The organism is Acetobacterium sp. K1/6 (genome assembly GCF_034438075.1).
GTDB lineage: Bacteria > Bacillota > Clostridia > Eubacteriales > Eubacteriaceae > Acetobacterium > Acetobacterium carbinolicum.
In genome coordinates this window covers 53,513-71,950 of sequence record NZ_JAXQGA010000012.1, presented here as the reverse complement: position 1 = coordinate 71,950, position 18,438 = coordinate 53,513, and the positions used below count along the sequence as shown (strand labels likewise).

Sequence of the window (18,438 nt, the reverse complement as noted above, 5' to 3'; positions counted from 1 at the left end):
CGTCACCTACTGAAGTGCTTTAATAAACAGTAGACCTTTTACCGATGCTGCTTCCGGTGTTTCGAAAACGGTGTCAACACCACTCTCAGAAAGGGTGAGCATTCCTGACTTTAAATCTTGCAGAGAAATCTCTGCTTCATAGCCATCCGAACCGATCAGCTTGTACCTGGCTGCTTCTGCTATTTTTAGCTCCTGAAAGATTTTTTCAATGGCGACTCCGGTCCGACCATTGATAGTAATAGTCCCATATTTTTGCTCGGCGTTGGTAACACTTAAAATCAAATCTTCACCCAGTTTATTATAGAGCACGTCCTTCATCCGCATCCCTTCAGGAAGATCCGGGCCGATAAACATCGGTGCATCCTCTCCGGTCGTTTTAAGATACTGATTATTATAGAGATCATAGGTCTCCGTTCTGGCCCATCCATCTATTCCGGCTACCTCCACTGTATCGGTCTTAAGACCGCCAGTTTTTTCAAGCAGTTGACTCGTGGGAACAGCCTGATCGATGGCATCATAATACTTATATTCTTCTGGTGTGCACAAAAGCAGAGCCGTTTCCATCATCGCCAGGTTTTTAGTTTCTATTTGGGTTACCAAACCTTTAAGCTCAATTTTATTGAGGAATTTCACCCAATACATGGCCCGTTCATCTGGCACCACGGTTCGTAGATCAGTGGCGGTACCATTAATTTCATAAGCAATAATCACATCCCGAATGGCCAAAACATCACGGGGGATTTCAATAGCGTAACCATCCGTGGCATTTAATACAATGGCATCAAAGTTCTTTTGCGATGCCCCATATTGGGCCAGAATGTCCTCTAATCTGACGCCTATCCCGGTGGTGGGGGTTTCGGTCCCGCTGGCATCCACAGCCACCGCATCGAAGGACACAGGGGTCATGGCCTTGATCTCATCGCCAGTAATAATCTGTTCTTGTGCCAGACCGGTAATCACTACTTCCTGGCCGTCGGTTTTCTTATCCACGGATGCATAGCCCAACTTTAGCGGGTCAGCTCCGGCGTCGGTCACACATTGAGCCACTGCACCAATAATACCACGGCTGGTCAGAGTCGCCCCTGAAACAGCATCCACATCCAGACGTTGTTTGTTGATAATGATTTCCGGCATCCCGTCTACCGCACTGGTTGCATACTCCGGATCGTCCTTGTGAGAAACGACCTTAATTGCTTCTATCTTGTTTTCTAAAAAGGTTACTTCTACCTTGATGGGACCATCTTTCCCTTGAGCCGACCCCACATAACTACCTGCTTCATAATGAACACCACTGGTACAGCCCGCTAACATAACCACAATCAGACAAGCAAGCACCCCGATATAACCCTTTTTCATTTTTCCCTCTCTTTCTCTTATCAAGCACTCTTCTTATATTAGTTAATTTTTATTTCTTTTAAGAACTTTGTCCAGTTTTGTTTGAAACTTTCATTCCTGGCAACGATAAAAAAACAATCCTGATTCTCAAAGGTCAAATTTTCACCATCCATTGCAAAGGTCAAGAACAGTTTTTCCGGATCTTCCAAATCGGTTTTACTGTAGACCTTTGAAAAACCGTCCAGTGAGGTACAGGTGATCTGATTAACCGAACTTATATCCACACCGGCTTCTGTTAGAATATCCTTTAAAAGGATTCCTACATGGTCATTGGTTGTTGACTCTTCACCACTTTTCCCCTGGGTCGTTTCAAATGCCACCAGTGGCACACTCGACATCAATTGGTCATCAATCAACCATTGCTCACCCGCAGCGGTAAAAACCCGCACCTGGGCAGTTCCCGAAAATGTCGTCTCATCCTGGGATGATTTCTCTCCCGTTCCACTGCATCCCACTGCCAGAAATAGTACCATCATCATAGCGAAAAGCAGACTTATACTCTTTTTCATTGCTTTCTCCTTTATTCTTTTTTATTATTTATTCGTCAATTTCCTTCTTTGCTTTATATAATTAAAGCTACCCATACATAAATGATGCTTAACAGAAAAGCCGCAATCATCACCCCATAATCATAGCCTTTTAGTTTAAGAACCAGATATTCCACCCGATTGGGATAAGCCCCAAAGGCCCTGCTTTCCATGGCAATGGCAATCTCTTCGGCATGTTTTAAGGACGAAAGAATGATGGGAGTAATCAGATAGACATAAATCTGAGTTTTTTTACCAAAGGGAACCTTTGTAAAATCAACGCCCTTTAACTGAAGTGCGACCATCGAATCCTGAAATTCTTCTGTAAAAATGGGGATAAACCGCAATGACAAAGCGGTCATAAAAGCAATCTTATAGGGCACCTTCCACTGAATCAGACCCTGAATGGTCTCCCGATAGTTTGATGTCGACATAATAATCCCTGAAGTCAGAATCACCAGCATCCGGACAAATGTCTTAACCCCCATAGCAATTCCTTTTGCTGTGAGCAGCGGGATTCCCAATATCTCAAACAATACCTCCGTGTCCGGTGTAAATACACTCTGGACAATGGAGAGCGTCAAAATCAGAATCAGAATCCGCCGATACCGTTTGATCAGCATTAATACCTCCACCCCCAGAAGCAGGGCGCAGACAATTGAAATGATACCAATTCCCACAACAAAGGCCAGATTTTCGACAACCAGCACCATCGAGGTCAGACAGAGGACCAGGACTATTTTTGTCCGGGGATCGATTCTAGCAGCCATCATCCACAACCTCTCCATTTTCCAGTTTGATAATGCGATTGGCATGATCCTTGATAAATTGCAGATCATGGGAAATCACAGCCAGACCAATGCCTTCCCCGGCGAATTCTTCCATTAATTGATACAGTGCTTTTTTGCGGTCCCGATCCAGCCCCGTTGCGGGTTCATCTAAAATCAGAAACCCGGGTTCCTGGGCCAGGGTTGCCGCCAGCACCAGACGCTGTTTTTCACCGCGGCTGAGTCGCATCGGCACCCGATCTTTGAGATGATTAAGCTCAAACCGTTTTAGCAGCACAGCGGCCTTTTCTTGGGCGATTTTTTTATCGAGTCCCTTAATTTCAAGGGGAAACGTGATTTCGTCCTGGACACTGGCCGCAAAAAGCTGACGATCCGGATTTTGAAAGGCATAACCAATCTTTCCGCCCCGCTCACACAACTTTAATGCCTTACCGTCCACCCCATCAATCTCAATGCTTCCGGAATCAGGTTTTAGAATGCCCATGATAATTTTCCCCAGGGTCGTTTTACCTGATCCGTTTTCGCCGGTGATCCCCGTAATTTCACCCCGATTCAGCGACAAATCGATGTTTTTTAATGCAAACCGACTGCGGGGATAAGCATAGGTTATTCCCGCAAGTTTGATGTAACTCTCCATACTGGCTCCGTTCATTGTTTATGCTTTACTTATATGTTTTACTTTTATCGATCGATTTACAAGCTGCCCTCGTAAGGAATCAACCGACCATGCTTCAGCACCAGGATGCGATCGGCAATGTCCATATTGTCAAAGTCATGCTCGACCATGATAATCGATTTCCCCGCTTCTCGTAAGCGTAACATCACCGCTTTGATCATCTCCCGGCCGCGGGTATCGATCTGCGACAAGGCCTCATCAAAAAGCAGTACCGACGGCTCCATACTAAGAACTGAAGCCAGAGCAATCAGTTGTTTTTGCCCGCCGGAAAGATTGTTGGGCGTTTCAAACCGGAACTCTTCCATACCGACCAACTGAAGCATCGCCGCGATCCGTTCTCCAATAATCTCCCGTTTGACACAGAGATTTTCGGGTCCAAAGGCAACCTCCGCCTCAATGGTGGGAGAAAATAATTGATTATCCGGTTCCTGAAACACAATTCCCACCTTTTCGGCTAGTCGGGGTGTTTGCATATCAAAAATCGATTCGCCAAACAAGGTCACCTCACCCTGAATTCTTCCCCGGATGGTTTTGGGGATGATCCCAGCTAAGATATGACACAGGGTGCTTTTACCACAGCCGGAATAACCAGCGACTGCTAAAATTTCATTTGTTTTCAGACTCAAATCCAGTCCATGGAGAATATTGGTATCACAGCCAGGATAACGAAAATAAAGATCGTGGACCTCAATCGGATTCATCGCTGCCTCCCATTTTCTTTCTATCTCGTCTCCAACTTTGATCGATTTGATCTTTTTTTGTACCTTCCCCTTATTCACAGTTGGTCTTCTCCTCTTTATCGATTCGTCCCGGATCACCGCTAAGACGAATATCAAGCGATTCCTCCGCCTCGTGCACCTTGAACGAACCGAGACGATTGACTTGATTCGCAATAGCGTAGGCCAGCAGTCCGCCCAGTCCCCCGGACAAGGCTGATAAACTCAGGGTCAAAAGTAACGGAATCAACGGCAGTCGGAAGAAGACAAAATTAACCCCAAAGCTACCGAGCACATTGGCAACCACCCCGGCACTAAAACAGCCACCTTTGGTATATTTATATTTTCCGATAACGAAGTAAAGAATTTCCACCCCCATCCCCGGCATTAAATAGGTCATCATACTCATGATGCCATGAGAACCCATCGTGCCAGTAACGGTTACCAAAATGGCCTGTACCAGACAAACCAAAAAGGCCGCTCCGGTTTTTTTTACCAGCATGGCACCTAAAACAATAAAAAGCATATAGATTCCCCCGGAAATTGAACCCCCCGGGATAAAAAAAGGACCGGTAATAATGTGTACCAGGGGTACCAGAACAACCTTAACCGCGATACCCAGAGCTGACATCATGGCAATGGTGACCAGATCAAAAAGGGTCATCTTTTCAAATTTTTTCTCAAACAAGTTTAGCCCTCCTTTTCTTGATACGCACAAGTTCTTTCTCTTTTTCCAGCCGAATTTCATCTAGATCCGCTTTGATCTGATTCTTTAGATATTCTTCCAGTTCACTGATTAGCGCTTTTTTCCACTGGGTAAAGCTGGGCCTGTAGGTTAGGGTAAAGGCCAGCAGTCTTCCATAATCAACTGCCGCTGTTAATGCCTGGAAATCTTCATAATCAATGGCATAAACTGTGCCATCACGGATAATGAAATTTCTGAGATTAATGTCGTAAAAAGCCAGGCCAGTTTTTTGATGCAGTCGATTAAGCCAATCAATGGTCTTTTTAAAAAGATCAATTATTTCCTTGCCAGGCATAACTGTATCACCACTACGACTTGTTTCTTGCGCTTCTGCAACTTCTAGTTTTTCACAAAGGGTGACACCTTCAAGATATTCATAAAGAAGCACCCGATCAAACCGGCCCCGACACGGCGCTACGCTAAAATCCATATCACTCAGCCGTTTTAGCATCGCCAACTCATTTTCAAGGGATTCTGTTTTTGCAAATTTCTTTTCGATCAGTTCGAGTACCTGTTCACCATCTGAAATCTTAATCAGTCGAACCCGGTTTTTCTTACTTTTAAATTGCCTGATCACCTCATAGGTGCCAGCTTCATAGTTTTTTATTAGTCTCATTCATCCACTTGCGGCCTGCCGATATGTATTTTTATATCGGCTCCTTTTTCATAACCTTCCAATTCTGAAACCACACTGAGCACGACGTTTTGAATGAGTTTTTGAACAAAGGGCACCATTACAATCGCTTGTCCATTAATTTTTAGAGTTACCCCATCATCTTTAAGGGGACAATCCGATCTTTTTACCTCACCTGTAATAATCTGGCGACAAAAACCGGCACAATCTGTGCCACATAAACCACAGCACTTTTCTGTAAAGCCAGGTAACAACTCAAACGCATAGTGCTGAACCAGATCAACCAGACGGTCCGGTTCCTTCAGGCAGTGAACCACTTCTTTTCCTCGATATTCTTTACGTTTGTCGGCAATAACTCCCGAAAATGCAAAAACCGTGTCATCTAAGCGCTCCTCAAGACCTTCGCAATCATGTCCGGTGATAATTTTAGGGATTGTTGGATCGTCAACACCCTCTAATATCACATAATCATAGTCGTAGTGAGCCAGCAGCTTTCGGATCGGCAATTTTTCCTGATAGAGAATATCCGTTTCATACATCCCCAGAGCCGTCACCAGTTGCGCACCGGCTTCTTTATGACGATCGGTGTTGGTGCCCGGTTGATCCATCATAAAGGCTTCGTAGTGGATTTCCTTAACCGATCCCACCGAATAGCCTCTTCTTCTCAGGCCTCTGATAATGGTTTCGATCACTGTTGTTTTTCCCGAATGGGTCAATCCCCTTACCGACATTACTTTCATCATGCACCTCATTTATGGTAATTATTTTACTCGAAATATATTTCACTTAAATACTTGCAATTTCGCAAACTAAAGGTCTCACCGGTAATAACAATTTCCATGGGACCCGTTCCACCCTGAGTTTTATCGGTATTTTGAATCCCGTTTCGTTCATAGACTAGATAGACCCCACCCGCGTCCAATTCAGCCACCGTCCCGGGGGACGCATAACCATCAATGGCTTTATAGGTTACGGTATTATACTGATGGTAGTCAAAGTTAGTGGTGTCGAGCACATCTTTTAACAGCAAACCGCCAAAGACCACCTCTTCTCTGCCGTTACTGGTATTTAGCCCCTCATCAATCAAAACCTTTGGCAGTACTTTGACCTCGTCAAGATTAAACTGGGCAACCATTTCATCACCGACTATTATTTTAACAGTTTCCTGCCCCAGAGCACCCAACCGCTGCTCCGTCTGACTTTTGTTAATCGCAATCAGAAAAACAGAAGAAAGGGTTAAAGAGAGAATCACCAGTGGCAGGATCCATCGTTTGAGCCGCTCTTTGCGTTTAGAATTTTTGTTACTCAAATTAACCAAGGTGTCATCATCACGCGTTTCTCTGCTCATCTTTTTAACCCTCCTTTAATTCTAAAATCCGCACCGCTCCCCAAACAAAACAAAGCAGGCAAAGGTGACTTTGCCCACTTAATCTCTTATTATTTCACAACACTCATTTTACTGATGTTTTGAACCCAGGCGCTGGAACCTAAACTGCCTGCCACTACGCTGACGAGTTCTTCACCGTCAAGTGAGATGGTCAGTAGTGAATCCTCTGCTTCCACCGTCGCCTGATCATAGGGCTTGGAATAACCATCTGATGCTTCCATCGTGATGCTGGTAAAATCGGTGACTCCTAATTTTTCGGCTACGTCTTTTAAGGCATACCCTTTAAAAATCCCACCTGTTTCTGAGCCATCTTTTTTAGTCATTTTTATGGTTTTTTCAACCAAAGGAAGAGCCGCAAGATCTGCCTGGGTCAACTGGGTTTTTCCATCAACCCCTTCCAGGGTAATGCTAAACTCGGCCACCTGCTCCTGGCTTTCCGTTTTGGAAGCGTTTTCTTCTTTTTTTGAATCTGCCGCAGGTGAACTGCAACCAAGCAGACCAACCCCTAAAACCATCACCAATGCCAGTGTTAACAACTTCTTTTTCATTTTTTCCTCCTGAACTTTCTTTTTTACGGAAGCATGCTGAGTCAGAAATCCCAACAGAAAAAACAAAAAAACAATTTTTGCAAAAAAAGAAGGCTCAGCAAAGCTAAACCCACAAAAAATTCGATGCAAACATGAATTCTCTTACTTTTCCAATGTGGGAGGCCCTGTCGTTTCCAACAAAACCCTAACGTCTTAACCTCCATAATATTCTAATATTTTAGGAAGTTAAGATCAGTAAGCAATTTCATTCCGTATTTAATTATTTTTATTATATTTTTTTTGCCTTTAATTGTCAATGTCTATTTGTTAATGGCCCTGATAAATTTACAGTCGCTTCTCACCCATCCTTCACACAACGCACGCGATAACGTGCTAATCACAAAAGAGATGCCAACTCGTAGGCATCTCTTTTGTATGTTATAGCTGCTTAATAGTAATACATAGAACCCATAATGGATGCCATAATTGCCCCCATCACAATGCTGATGAGAATTCCCAGGCCGATGGCAATTGCCATCATTATCAGATATGCCCGGGCAAAATTCTTTTTATTGGGGCCTGTTTCACTGCCAAATCCCCAAATAAAGAGCATCACAATCCCGGCAATGGGAATGGCTGTGATCAAAAACATAATCAGGTACTGTCCCATCGTAATCAGATCCACTCCCGCGGTAGCTCCGACCGGTTGTGGTGGTGGACTTGCTCTGACTGGTTGGGGCTTTGGTACCGTACTTACGGTCTGGGATGGTGCCGAACTTCCTGATTGTTTGGCTCCGCAATGGGTACAAAATGCTGCATCATCTGGAATTTGTTTACCACAGTTTTCACAAAACATTGTCTTTCCTCCTTATTTTTTATCCTCTATTTTTGTATCTTCCGGTTCAATAGTTTCGATTTTTTTGAGACGACGCTTCTTTTCTTTCATTTTCTTTCTGATCATTACACCAATAAAGAATCCTAATCCGGCAATGGCAGCAAATGGAATCAGCCTGAAAATTAAAACGATCAGAAAGGCAAAGATATAAAGAACTAAATTGATCGATGTTACAAACCCTTCCGCTATTTTAGAAAATATTTCAGAAAAGGGGGAACTTACCACTGACGAGGATAATTTCTTTTCATAAAGTGAAATATAAATCGTTGAGTAGGCCATATCGGTATCCCAGTTTTTTATCGTGGTGGTCAGACTGTCAATTTCTGTGCGTACACGGTTTAGTTCACTCTCAATCGCTAACAAGTCGGTGATATTGATGGCCTGTTTTAAATACTCCACCAGTCGTCCCTCTTCAATTTTCAGATTATTAAGACGCGCCTGCACGTCCTGATACTGCTGCGAAATATTGGTGCTGCTGACATTGGCACTAATAGGACTGCCTAATGTCTGGATCTCGGTCATCGCTTCTGAAAATTTCGCCGATGGCACCCGAATGGTAAGATAGCCTGAGTTAGCTTGAACGCCAGCCTGTTCTGATGCATAGTTCGATCCCGCATCCTGAACAAATCCACCCAATTCCTGCGCATAGTTACGAATTTTTTCAAAGGTGCTTTGGTAGTCGTCGGTGTTCAGACTGATGTTTCCGCTATAAATAATCTTTGATGCATCAAAAGGTGCACTGGCATTTGCCGCTGGCTCGACTGTCTCCACCGCACTTGCCATCTCACCGTTTGTCTGATCAGAAACCATGGACTCATCGGTTGCGGTTTTACTGTTTTCCTGGATAGCGCCACCAAAACACCCCCCTGCAACGATCATCACCAGACAACATAAACTAACCGCCACAACCCATAAGTAATTTTTTTTGGTACTAAGTCGTCTGCGTTTTTCCTGGCTCAAACATCCTAATTTTTCTTCTTCCGGATTCTTTTTCGGGTTTTCCTGAATCATGAATCCACCTCCTAAGTAAATTTCTGATATTTTGTCATTTAATCTATTTTTTACTTTTTACCCTTATTTTCGCTAAAAATGCATAAACTATTTTTTATCGTTTCAGTTCGTTAATTCTCCTGCTCTTCTCTTTGTGACTCATTGATTTAAAGATTCTCATAGGGGCTTTTTGCCTGATCCCCAATCCCCTTTTCCCGACGCTGTTTATCAATTCTTCGATTCATCATTTTTGCCATTAAATAATAAACCAGCCCCGGCATCCTTAACTGGGCATGATGATATAGGTTCGGCGGAGAGATTTCTTGCTTTGCCACGTTTTCCAGAAAAAGTCCAAACCCGTGCTCAACTTTTTTACCATTTAATAGTTTGTCTAATGGTTGACCATTTAGCATTGCCCCCATGCCAATCACAAATCCCCCCTTATAACTGAGGTCATAATCACCGGCAAACAGTTCTAGCATGTTCAGACCTGATTCATGGGTATGAACATAGGGCATCCCGCCCTGAATAATCCCATAAAGACCTTGTCCATGGAGGACGTCCTGGTTCTTTTCAAGCTCTTCTAAAAAGTATACTGTATCGGCTGGATAAGTATCAATGTAGCTGGGACCAACCATGATAATCGTCTGGGCGTCATTAATAGCTACCAATAACGGATTTAAATTTTTTAAGTTTGGATATAAATGCAGTATTTCTGCCTGATAATCCCGAGAAGAAAGAAACGTCTGGCAACGATTAGCCAGCATCATACTTGTCCCTGTTTTTCTGGGACTCAGGTTTATTATAACTGCTTTTTTCATTGGTTTAAACCCTCCACTACCGATTCAAGGCAAACGTTAAGGTTGCTGTCATCAACCATATATACACTACCCTTGATGTTCATAATCTTGATGTTTTCCACAACCAGGTTCTTAAAAGCACTTTTTTCGTCATTCTTCCATTGATCCTTAACACCAATCGCTACTAGAGTGTGAACCCGACCAATTTTTCCTTTAACCAGCTCCCCCTTTTTACAATAATAATGCCGATCTCCAATAACAGCACATTTATCGAAAACACGTTTCATTTTAAATGAATAACTTCCCCATTTAACCGGGTTTACCATGACCAACACATCAGTTTTCATCAATTTTGGCAGAATAATATCGGCATCATCCCGATGTATGCACTGTCCATAGGTTTTATCAGTACATCCGCCACAACTGTAACATGGACCCACGTCCAAATCAGTTAAAGAAATAAATTCAGTTTCTATTTTTCCATCCCTCAGTTTTTTATTGAGTCTTTCGCCAACTTCTGTATGATCTGATAAGATTGTAATCATAATCGCCCTCTTTTCTTCATTTTATAACAGCAGATGTTAAAGCACACTTCTCTAAAAGGTAATATATTACATATATTTTAAATTGTCAACCGAAACAATTGTCATCAGTTAAAGGGACGAATTGTTTTATTTCTTTCCACTTAAATTAAAATCATAAAATTTATCTGATTTATAATTTTTTGGATTTAAATCTATACCGAAATATGATAGGATGTAAGCAGATTGAATCCTGAAGACTCGAGGAGTATAAAATGTACGAAAAAGGTATCCAGACAAGAAACCATCTTTATGAAATTTCAAAAAAGTGCTTTTATGAACATGGTTATGAAAAAACAAAGATTAAAGACATCGTAACAACAGCTGATACACCCATTGGTCTTTTTACCTATTATTTTAAAACAAAAGATAAGATTGTCCACGAGATCTATTTGGATTATTACCAGCAAATTGACAAATGTCTAAACGCACTGACAATTGATGGATTTGAAAATCCCATCCTTCATCACGCGGCTTTGAGTTATATCTATTTTGATCTGATTCTCAACAATGAAAACAATCGACGGTTTTACTATGAAATTCTTAGAAAAGCCTCAAACTATCGTGTTGCTGGTGATTTCATCCGCAACACCTACCTTGGTTATATAAAAGAATACAATTTAGTCGTCAGCGAAAGAGAATTCGATAACTTACTTTTTATTGATTTTGGTGGACGCCGCGAGTATTTCCTGAACTATTTTGAAAAACCTTTAAATGACTCGATTGACGAATTGATCTTTTTACTCAATGGAATTCTACCCCGATTGCTTGGCATCGATCAACATGCGGTCACCACCCTTCTTTATAAGGGTATCCAAATCGCTAAAACCATTGACTGCAGGCAAATTAAGTTTCTCTATAAATAATTGTTATCATCTAAAAAGGAGGTTTCAACCCAGATTTAAAATGGGATGAAACCTCCTTTAAATTAAAACATTTCTTTTGTCATTTTATCAATTTCTTCATCCGTTGCTTCGTAAACACCGGGGAATGAACTAACGTTCAGGCCCTGGCTGGCACCAGGTATGAAATATAGTTTTCCGCATCGTCGACACGCTGTTTCCACTTTTTCTGCAATATTTTCCTGGGTCCAGCCCGGGAAATCAATAACGCCGCTATCAATATCACCCATAAACGTAATTTTTTCGCCATACGCTTTAATCAGTTCTGGGACATTGTTGGTGGTCATCACGCCCTGCCAAATATCGATACCCATTTCAATCATGGATGGTACCAGGTTAGCACCATAGCTGTCACTATGATGTATGACTAATTCTACCCCATTGTCTTTGTAATACCCATAGATTTTCTTATAGGCCGGAACAAAGAATTCATCAAACATCTCTGGAGAGATAAATGAATTGATCTGACTGCCCCAGTCATCATGATGGAAAACTGCATCCGGATGAAGATGATCAATAAACTCTTTCGCCAGTTTAAGTTCAAATTCCACAATATAGTCAATGAGCTCATGCATCGCTTCCGGCTCTTCGTAATATGCCATTAACGCTTCTTCCATGCTCATCAGATAATGAACCTGCTCAAAAATTCCTGGTGCCACAAAAACAGTGACATATTGATCATTTCGGTCAACGGCCTCGGCTTCAGCAATGGCAACAGCCCATTTTTCCTCGGGTTGTTCAACCGAAGGTGCTTTTACATAGTCCCGCCATTTGGTAACATCTTTGACCACAATATGTTCTTCATCATGTACCGGAAAGGCACCTAATTGACCTTCTGGCCAGCGAATGGTAACTCCCCATTCATTCACAATCTCTCCACCTACTGGTGGCTTAATTCGTGTAATTGGCGTTTTCATCATCATTGCGAAAGCTTCGTATTGTTTTACAAAGCGATCCGGGTTACCACCCTTCATGACCTCTACCAGATTCTGTCTTCTTGTCAGCATTTTGATTTCTCCTCTTGTAAATATTTATGAAATTAAGCCGTAGCCAGTTCTTTCGCCTTGACAGCTGCACTACCAGCATCCGGCGCATATCCGTCGGCGCCAACTTCAGCAGCATATTCCGGTGTAACCGGGGCCCCCCCAACAATAACTTTTACATCCGGACAAGCCGCTTTAACGGTTGCTACGGCTTCTTTTAAAGCTGGCATGGTGGTAGTCAGCAGGCCAGAGCACGCGACGATTTTCACATTATCATTATCTTTAACTGCCGAAACAAAGGTGTCCGCGGGTACATCAACACCTAAATCAATCATATCAAATCCGGCACTTTCGATCATCATCGAAACCAGATTTTTGCCGATATCATGGAGATCCCCAGCTACGGTACCGATTACACAAGTACCTAAAGAAGCGGAACCGTCGCCAGCCATCAGAGGTTTTAACACTTCCACGCCTTTTGACATGGCCTTAGCCGCGATTAACATTTCCGGTACGAAAATTTCTCCTGATGAGAATTTGTCCCCAACAACACCCATGGAATCGACCATAGCCTGGAGAATTTCTGCTGCTGCATTACCTTCATCCAGGGCTTCCTGAACCAGACCGGGAACCAATTTGGACTTTCCTGCTTCGACCTTTGCTTTAACTTCTTCAAGTTTTGACATATTACTTCTCCTTTAATTTTTATAATTGATAATTACGAATCCGCTGCATTTAAAGCAGTCCGTTTCGTAATTACCTTTATTATACGCTAAATGGAATCTTTTATTTACCGCCATAACGATTATCAATATTGTAATTTATTTTTTATTTCCAACTTTATTGTACTCGTATACAACATGAATGTCAATATTTTTTAGTATATTTTAATTAATATACTGTTTTAACCTTAATTCTAGTCCAAATTACGACATGATTTCTGTTTTTTTATCATTATTTTGTTTTTTCTGCTATTTTGTCTTCTTGCTCTAAATTTACTGTTAAGTTCATTTTATTATAATGTCACCTACTTTTACAATTTAGATCATTCTAAGACGAATCACTTTTTTCCGTACACATTTATTGTTGGTTTGTAAATTTGTTTTCTTAATTTTCTCTGTATTCTAATGCACACCAGCGCGTCACTTGTTTTGAAATGGAAACACCGGGTATAATAAATCCAAGTCAAAGGTCTTGGTGTGGCGATTCTTTGCCTTGAGACAGACAATCACCACGTCATTGTTTCCGGAACCAAATGTGCTGCAAAGCTAAACCGAGATTTCTAAATAATGAATGGAGATACGACAATGAATGAAAAACTATGTCAAAGCTGTGGAAAACCGATGGGCGAAACCAATAAACTGTATGGCACTGAAAAAAACGGTACCAGGAGCCTTGATTATTGTGACGATTGTTATAAAAACGGTGAATTCACGTCGCAAATTACAAAAGAACGAATGATTGAGGTGAGTATTCCCTACCTATTAAAAGAGAAACCAGGGATTAGTGCCGATGAAGCCAGGCAAGAAATGGAAGCCTTCTTCCCAACCTTAAAGCGATGGAAACAATTCAAATCGTAATAAATTTCTCCGACATCGATTAAATGACAACACGATGAAGTATTTCGATTCTTAAAATCGTTCATAATTTATCAATAAATCATTGTATTCTTTATTAAAATTATGCATAATAGGAATATAAATAAATGCGATTCAATTCTGCAAAAATCTGAGCAAAAAATGCGATCGCATCTCAGATAAAACTATGAATTTTGGGATAGGAGGTCGGGGATTATGGCAAATAATTTTTATCATGAAACCATTAAGCATTTGCATGTGGGTTATGCGTATCATCGAATTATTTGTGATACTCAAGGCGTTCCTGTAGATTATGAATTTATTGAGGTTAATAAAGCCTTTGAAACCGCAACTGGACTGCAAAGCCAAATGATCATCGGAAAGACATTAACACAAATATTACCAGAGATCAGGGATTCAGACTTTAACTGGATACGTTTCTACGGTGAGATTGCTCTTAACAACGGAGCGGATGAAATCGAACAGTATTCAGAGCCTTTAAACCGATGGTATCGGATTCAGGTCTATTCTCCCGAAACCAATTATTTCATCACCTTATTTCATGATATCACCAGAGAAAAGCAGGATTTGGCTGAGAAGAATCTGCTTCTTACCACCCTCCATGATATTGTGTTTGAGGTCAGCGACGATTATTATTTCACGAATGTCATCGTCCATGACGAAACCACGCTTTTTATGCCCAAAAATAAGATCATTGGAAGTCATATCACCGCTATTTTTTCAAAGGATATTTCTGATGAAATCTTATCCGTTTTTAAAAAAACTTATACTACTCAAAAAAAACAAAACTATGAATATAAATCTCCGCTGATTTCCGATGAACGCTGGTTTTTAGCCGAATTTTTTTGTATTAAAACCGATCAATCATTCAAATTTGTGGTCAGTATTCAGGATATCACCCAGCGTAAAGTTATTGAGAAATCACTCTTTATCGAAAAGGAACGTTTTCGAACGACTCTGTTGTCCATTGGCGATGGTGTTATTTCTACCGATTCACGGGGATATGTTACCTTAATCAACAAGGTTGCTGAAAAACTTACCGGTTGGTCTTTGCAAGAAGCTTATGGTTTACCCCTTGATCAGGTTCTTTGTCTTCTTGATGAATATACCCGGGAAAGCTGTGAAAACCCAGCCGCCCGGGTTCTTGAAACAGGAGCAATTATTGAACTCAACAATCATACCTTGCTTTTGTCTAAAGATGGCCTGACGATTCCCATCGAGGATAGTGCTGCCCCAATCAAAGATCAGGATGGTCATATTACCGGAGTTGTTATTGTCTTTCGGGACTTTTCTGATAAAAAAGAGAAGCAGGAGCAAATTGAATACTTAAGCTTTCACGATCACCTTACCGGTTTATACAACCGTCGTTTTTTTGATGAAGAACTAAGACGCTTAAATACCCCACGAAATCTGCCTTTATCGCTGCTTATTTTTGATGTCAACGGATTAAAGCTAACCAATGATGCCTTTGGACATCTGGCTGGGGATCGACTACTTCAAAAAGTTTCCCAGATCATGCAAGAAAAAGCGAGAAGCGACGATATTATCGCCCGTGTTGGCGGTGATGAGTTTGTTATCCTACTTCCCCAGACGACTATCAAGGAGGCCAAAGAACTGGCGAAACGGATCAATACAGCGCTAAGCCAAGAAAATCTCGAAGCAGGTCATATCTCTATTTCCAGCGGCTGGGGTGTTAAAAATACTCCGGATGAGGAAATTGACGAGGTCTTTAAAGCTGCTGAAAACAAGATGTATCAATACAAAATTTCCGAACGCAGCAGCACCCGTAACGAAGCTATTCAATTTATTATGAAGACCCTTTATGAAAAGCTTCCCCGTGAACAGGAACATTCAGAGCGGGTGAGTAAAATTAGCGGCCTTATCGGAACCGAGCTGGGAATGACAAATGAAGAGATTAATGAGTTGAAAACGGCAGGTACTCTTCACGATATTGGGAAAATTGCCATTGGTAATGAGATTTTGGATAAGTCTGATAAACTAACTAATTTTGAATGGATGGAAATTCACAGGCATCCGGAAATCAGTTACAGCATCTTAAGTTCGCTCAATGATTACGCTCCGCTCGCCAATATTATTCTCTTTCATCACGAGCGATATGATGGCAAAGGTTATCCCAAAGGCTTATCCGGCAATCAAATCCCTTTGCAAGCCCGGATCATCGCTGTTGCCGATGCTTTTGATGCGATGACTTATGGCCGACCATATAAAGAACCGCTAACACTTGAGGCCGCCATTCAAGAAATCATTAATGGCAAACATACCCAGTTTGATCCAGAAGTCGCTGATGTTTTTTTGCGTATTGTCTCAGAAAATAATAATGAATTATAAAAACCGTACATCGTTAGAAGATGTACGGTTAATTTTACCCATTTATTCCAATGAGGTATTTTTTAAATCATCAATGAGTTTTTCATGCCAGTTCAAAACCATCTCATAATAGGTCCGACCAAACGAAAGACTGGCGTATTCAAAAGGGTCCATCCCATCACCGATTGTTCTTTCAATTTCCGACAGTTTTTCCATAGCATCCTGGACTGTCCCTCTAAAAAGTTCGATATTTAGGATCGCATCATTTTTCTTTAAATGTTTGTAAAAAAACAGTTTTGCCAAAAATTCCTGATTAAAAGGAGAAAATGTACAGGGTGTTTGCAGCCATTCGATAAAATGTTCGCGTCCTTTTTGCGTTATGGTATACATTTTTTTAAACCGGTTACCTTCGACAATTTCAGAAAAAGTAATCAGTCCAATCTTTTCCAATCGTTTAAGCATTGGATAAATACTACCAAAACTGGCATCAATAAAATTTGATGTCCGCAAGACCATCATTTGTTTGATATCATAACCGGTCATATCCCGATCCAACAAGAAACCAAGGATTGCAAATTCTAACATAACACCCTTCTTTCAGCACACTCTTTCTTTTTCAATGCGATCCACCTGATCATACCTTTAGTGCATCATCACTTTCTTTTTAGTTGCTATTACCCTCTTAATAATCCATTATCTCAAAATAATCTGTACACCAGACCAATAATTATTCTGGTTTTTTAAGTATATCGTTTCGATATAAGCAATTGTATAATATTTATTTTATATGTCAATAGTTTTTACACAAATTTTTATTAAATACAGAAAAGTACTGTATCGCGCTCAGTTCGCTTTTACAGTACTTCCTTACTCATTTAGATTTTATACTCCTATGGACAGCGGACGAAATTTCGAACCCATAGACAGTCGGCACAGGATGGCGTATTGAAATTGCAGTCGTATTTGGTGTCTTCTACCAGGCTACATCCACCGCGGAGATCACAGTCAATACAGGATGGATATTGATTATTGTAAACTGTGTTCCAGAAATCCTGATATTCTTTGCCTTCGATAATCGCTTTTAAGGATTTTTCACTTACATTTCCAAATGAATGTTTAATCACTCTTTTTTTGTCCCCAAAGACGTACTCATCATAACTGTTGGCCAGACGGTAGCAGGACATCACTTCGCCCTTGGTGTCAATATAGACATAACCTTTGTCAATGAAGGTACAGCGTCGTTCAGTTTTTAATTCCATATCCGGAATATTTATTTTAATATCGCGATAGGTAAATATTTTTTCTAAATAAGCCTTACCTTCAGCATTTTCATATCGATTATAAAAAATATCATTTGTATCTTTTTCGTTGATCGGTAGCAGATGCGATAGCGACAGCCGATGAAAACCATAGTGCCTCATCATATCCATGATCTCAAACAAGGCTTCTTTATTACTTTTTGTCATCACATAGGCAACACCAACCTTTGGAGTGGATGAATGGGTTTGTTTATGATACTTTGAGATTGTTTCAAAGGTATTGATTAGTTGATCCTTGACGCCCTGGGTATCTTCGTGATACTGGTCTGCTGAAAAATAAACCTCATTAAATTTTTCACAGATCAACTTCGCATTTTCTTCTGTCATAATCCCATTACTGGTCATTAAAAGCTTATAACCATCAAATAACTCAACGGCTTCTTTAAAATGTGGGTACACCGTCGGTTCACCGATCCCGCCAAAAAAAACTTCTTCAAGTGACCCAAACTCTTTTACCTGTTCACGAATGGACTTTAATAGTTCCAAATCCATATCCCCTTCAATGGTGTCCCAGGTATGCCTAAAACACATCTCACAATTCAGATTACATCGATTTGTGAGCTCAATATATAGCCGTTTAAGTTCCATATTATACCTCGCTTTTTGTTAACCACAGTCTCCCCCAAGCACAACACCTGTCACCGGAC

Annotated in this window: 21 protein-coding genes and 1 riboswitch; of the genes, 3 read left to right on the top strand and 18 right to left on the bottom strand. The window is 41.1% G+C overall.

Annotated features, from left to right (window positions below):
• Positions 1–6: 6 nt before the first annotated feature.
• From U2P91_RS11840 to U2P91_RS11775, 14 genes are all read right to left on the bottom strand, one after another.
• Positions 7–1,356, bottom strand: a complete 1,350-nt coding sequence (locus U2P91_RS11840) for an FMN-binding protein (RefSeq protein ID WP_111886486.1) — start codon at positions 1,354–1,356, stop codon at positions 7–9.
• 38 nt (positions 1,357–1,394) lie between these two features.
• Positions 1,395–1,904: a hypothetical protein gene (locus tag U2P91_RS11835; protein ID WP_111886485.1), complete on the bottom strand. Its 510-nt coding sequence runs from the start codon at positions 1,902–1,904 to the stop codon at positions 1,395–1,397.
• Positions 1,905–1,957: 53 nt separating this feature from the next.
• Positions 1,958–2,695, bottom strand: a complete 738-nt coding sequence (locus U2P91_RS11830) for an energy-coupling factor transporter transmembrane component T family protein (RefSeq protein ID WP_162624365.1) — start codon at positions 2,693–2,695, stop codon at positions 1,958–1,960.
• On the bottom strand, positions 2,682–3,347 hold the full coding sequence (locus U2P91_RS11825) for an ABC transporter ATP-binding protein (protein ID WP_322519697.1): 666 nt from the start codon (positions 3,345–3,347) through the stop codon (positions 2,682–2,684). Before U2P91_RS11825 ends, U2P91_RS11830 begins: the two co-directional genes overlap by 14 nt.
• A gap of 56 nt (positions 3,348–3,403) precedes the next feature.
• Positions 3,404–4,087, bottom strand: coding sequence for an energy-coupling factor ABC transporter ATP-binding protein (locus tag U2P91_RS11820; RefSeq protein ID WP_111889641.1), 684 nt, complete (start codon positions 4,085–4,087; stop codon positions 3,404–3,406).
• Positions 4,088–4,157: 70 nt separating this feature from the next.
• Complete coding sequence (locus U2P91_RS11815) at positions 4,158–4,790, bottom strand: ECF transporter S component (protein ID WP_322519696.1); 633 nt, start codon at positions 4,788–4,790, stop codon at positions 4,158–4,160.
• Positions 4,783–5,463, bottom strand: a complete 681-nt coding sequence (locus tag U2P91_RS11810) for a hypothetical protein (RefSeq protein ID WP_322519695.1) — start codon at positions 5,461–5,463, stop codon at positions 4,783–4,785. The genes U2P91_RS11815 and U2P91_RS11810 overlap by 8 nt, the downstream gene beginning before the upstream one ends.
• On the bottom strand, positions 5,460–6,224 hold the full coding sequence (locus U2P91_RS11805) for a molybdopterin-guanine dinucleotide biosynthesis protein MobB (RefSeq protein WP_322519694.1): 765 nt from the start codon (positions 6,222–6,224) through the stop codon (positions 5,460–5,462). The genes U2P91_RS11810 and U2P91_RS11805 overlap by 4 nt, the downstream gene beginning before the upstream one ends.
• Positions 6,225–6,247: 23 nt before the next feature.
• On the bottom strand, positions 6,248–6,829 hold the full coding sequence (locus tag U2P91_RS11800) for a hypothetical protein (RefSeq protein ID WP_111886479.1): 582 nt from the start codon (positions 6,827–6,829) through the stop codon (positions 6,248–6,250).
• 89 nt (positions 6,830–6,918) lie between these two features.
• Positions 6,919–7,416 (bottom strand): hypothetical protein, encoded by a 498-nt coding sequence (locus tag U2P91_RS11795; RefSeq protein ID WP_162624363.1) that lies wholly within the window; start codon positions 7,414–7,416, stop codon positions 6,919–6,921.
• 126 nt (positions 7,417–7,542) lie between these two features.
• Positions 7,543–7,665, bottom strand: a riboswitch (molybdenum cofactor riboswitch).
• Between the two features lie 178 nt (positions 7,666–7,843).
• The gene (locus tag U2P91_RS11790) at positions 7,844–8,251 is read right to left on the bottom strand and encodes a zinc ribbon domain-containing protein (protein WP_322519693.1); all 408 of its coding nucleotides are present in this window, start codon (positions 8,249–8,251) and stop codon (positions 7,844–7,846) included.
• A gap of 12 nt (positions 8,252–8,263) precedes the next feature.
• Complete coding sequence (locus U2P91_RS11785; protein WP_322519692.1) at positions 8,264–9,301, bottom strand: DUF4349 domain-containing protein; 1,038 nt, start codon at positions 9,299–9,301, stop codon at positions 8,264–8,266.
• A 146-nt stretch (positions 9,302–9,447) separates the two neighbouring features.
• Positions 9,448–10,101, bottom strand: coding sequence for a hypothetical protein (locus U2P91_RS11780; RefSeq protein ID WP_322519691.1), 654 nt, complete (start codon positions 10,099–10,101; stop codon positions 9,448–9,450).
• Positions 10,098–10,625: a flavodoxin family protein gene (locus U2P91_RS11775; protein ID WP_111886474.1), complete on the bottom strand. Its 528-nt coding sequence runs from the start codon at positions 10,623–10,625 to the stop codon at positions 10,098–10,100. Before U2P91_RS11775 ends, U2P91_RS11780 begins: the two co-directional genes overlap by 4 nt.
• Before the next feature lie 251 nt (positions 10,626–10,876).
• Here U2P91_RS11775 and U2P91_RS11770 point away from each other — a divergent pair, with 251 nt between their 5' ends.
• Positions 10,877–11,527: a TetR/AcrR family transcriptional regulator gene (locus U2P91_RS11770; protein WP_111886473.1), complete on the top strand. Its 651-nt coding sequence runs from the start codon at positions 10,877–10,879 to the stop codon at positions 11,525–11,527.
• A 62-nt stretch (positions 11,528–11,589) separates the two neighbouring features.
• Here the strand turns inward: U2P91_RS11770 and U2P91_RS11765 are convergent, their stop codons facing one another.
• Positions 11,590–12,570 (bottom strand): uroporphyrinogen decarboxylase family protein, encoded by a 981-nt coding sequence (locus tag U2P91_RS11765; RefSeq protein ID WP_322519690.1) that lies wholly within the window; start codon positions 12,568–12,570, stop codon positions 11,590–11,592.
• Positions 12,571–12,602: 32 nt separating this feature from the next.
• Positions 12,603–13,232, bottom strand: a complete 630-nt coding sequence (locus U2P91_RS11760) for a corrinoid protein (protein ID WP_111886471.1) — start codon at positions 13,230–13,232, stop codon at positions 12,603–12,605.
• Positions 13,233–13,853: 621 nt separating this feature from the next.
• On the opposite strand from U2P91_RS11760, the gene U2P91_RS11755 reads away from it, so the two are divergent.
• Positions 13,854–14,126, top strand: coding sequence for a zinc ribbon domain-containing protein (locus U2P91_RS11755; RefSeq protein ID WP_111886470.1), 273 nt, complete (start codon positions 13,854–13,856; stop codon positions 14,124–14,126).
• 213 nt (positions 14,127–14,339) lie between these two features.
• Complete coding sequence (locus tag U2P91_RS11750) at positions 14,340–16,493, top strand: HD domain-containing phosphohydrolase (RefSeq protein WP_322519689.1); 2,154 nt, start codon at positions 14,340–14,342, stop codon at positions 16,491–16,493.
• A gap of 42 nt (positions 16,494–16,535) precedes the next feature.
• Here the strand turns inward: U2P91_RS11750 and U2P91_RS11745 are convergent, their stop codons facing one another.
• Complete coding sequence (locus U2P91_RS11745) at positions 16,536–17,057, bottom strand: PadR family transcriptional regulator (RefSeq protein ID WP_322519688.1); 522 nt, start codon at positions 17,055–17,057, stop codon at positions 16,536–16,538.
• Between the two features lie 305 nt (positions 17,058–17,362).
• Positions 17,363–18,379, bottom strand: coding sequence for a radical SAM protein (locus U2P91_RS11740; RefSeq protein ID WP_111886467.1), 1,017 nt, complete (start codon positions 18,377–18,379; stop codon positions 17,363–17,365).
• Positions 18,380–18,438: the final 59 nt, after the last annotated feature.

What these genes read in the sequence shown, in the direction of transcription:
- U2P91_RS11830 (WP_162624365.1), bottom strand. Translation starts at nt 2,695, where the DNA reads ATGATGGCTGCTAGAATCGATCCCCGGACAAAAATAGTCCTGGTCCTC.
- U2P91_RS11835 (WP_111886485.1), bottom strand. Translation starts at nt 1,904, where the DNA reads ATGAAAAAGAGTATAAGTCTGCTTTTCGCTATGATGATGGTACTATTT.
- U2P91_RS11800 (WP_111886479.1), bottom strand. Translation starts at nt 6,829, where the DNA reads ATGAGCAGAGAAACGCGTGATGATGACACCTTGGTTAATTTGAGTAAC.
- U2P91_RS11825 (WP_322519697.1), bottom strand. Translation starts at nt 3,347, where the DNA reads ATGGAGAGTTACATCAAACTTGCGGGAATAACCTATGCTTATCCCCGC.
- U2P91_RS11740 (WP_111886467.1), bottom strand. Translation starts at nt 18,379, where the DNA reads ATGGAACTTAAACGGCTATATATTGAGCTCACAAATCGATGTAATCTG.
- U2P91_RS11795 (WP_162624363.1), bottom strand. Translation starts at nt 7,416, where the DNA reads ATGAAAAAGAAGTTGTTAACACTGGCATTGGTGATGGTTTTAGGGGTT.
- U2P91_RS11810 (WP_322519695.1), bottom strand. Translation starts at nt 5,463, where the DNA reads ATGAGACTAATAAAAAACTATGAAGCTGGCACCTATGAGGTGATCAGG.
- U2P91_RS11760 (WP_111886471.1), bottom strand. Translation starts at nt 13,232, where the DNA reads ATGTCAAAACTTGAAGAAGTTAAAGCAAAGGTCGAAGCAGGAAAGTCC.
- U2P91_RS11790 (WP_322519693.1), bottom strand. Translation starts at nt 8,251, where the DNA reads ATGTTTTGTGAAAACTGTGGTAAACAAATTCCAGATGATGCAGCATTT.
- U2P91_RS11765 (WP_322519690.1), bottom strand. Translation starts at nt 12,570, where the DNA reads ATGCTGACAAGAAGACAGAATCTGGTAGAGGTCATGAAGGGTGGTAAC.
- U2P91_RS11820 (WP_111889641.1), bottom strand. Translation starts at nt 4,087, where the DNA reads ATGAATCCGATTGAGGTCCACGATCTTTATTTTCGTTATCCTGGCTGT.
- U2P91_RS11785 (WP_322519692.1), bottom strand. Translation starts at nt 9,301, where the DNA reads ATGATTCAGGAAAACCCGAAAAAGAATCCGGAAGAAGAAAAATTAGGA.
- U2P91_RS11755 (WP_111886470.1), top strand. Translation starts at nt 13,854, where the DNA reads ATGAATGAAAAACTATGTCAAAGCTGTGGAAAACCGATGGGCGAAACC.
- U2P91_RS11770 (WP_111886473.1), top strand. Translation starts at nt 10,877, where the DNA reads ATGTACGAAAAAGGTATCCAGACAAGAAACCATCTTTATGAAATTTCA.
- U2P91_RS11745 (WP_322519688.1), bottom strand. Translation starts at nt 17,057, where the DNA reads ATGTTAGAATTTGCAATCCTTGGTTTCTTGTTGGATCGGGATATGACC.
- U2P91_RS11780 (WP_322519691.1), bottom strand. Translation starts at nt 10,101, where the DNA reads ATGAAAAAAGCAGTTATAATAAACCTGAGTCCCAGAAAAACAGGGACA.
- U2P91_RS11840 (WP_111886486.1), bottom strand. Translation starts at nt 1,356, where the DNA reads ATGAAAAAGGGTTATATCGGGGTGCTTGCTTGTCTGATTGTGGTTATG.
- U2P91_RS11805 (WP_322519694.1), bottom strand. Translation starts at nt 6,224, where the DNA reads ATGATGAAAGTAATGTCGGTAAGGGGATTGACCCATTCGGGAAAAACA.
- U2P91_RS11750 (WP_322519689.1), top strand. Translation starts at nt 14,340, where the DNA reads ATGGCAAATAATTTTTATCATGAAACCATTAAGCATTTGCATGTGGGT.
- U2P91_RS11775 (WP_111886474.1), bottom strand. Translation starts at nt 10,625, where the DNA reads ATGATTACAATCTTATCAGATCATACAGAAGTTGGCGAAAGACTCAAT.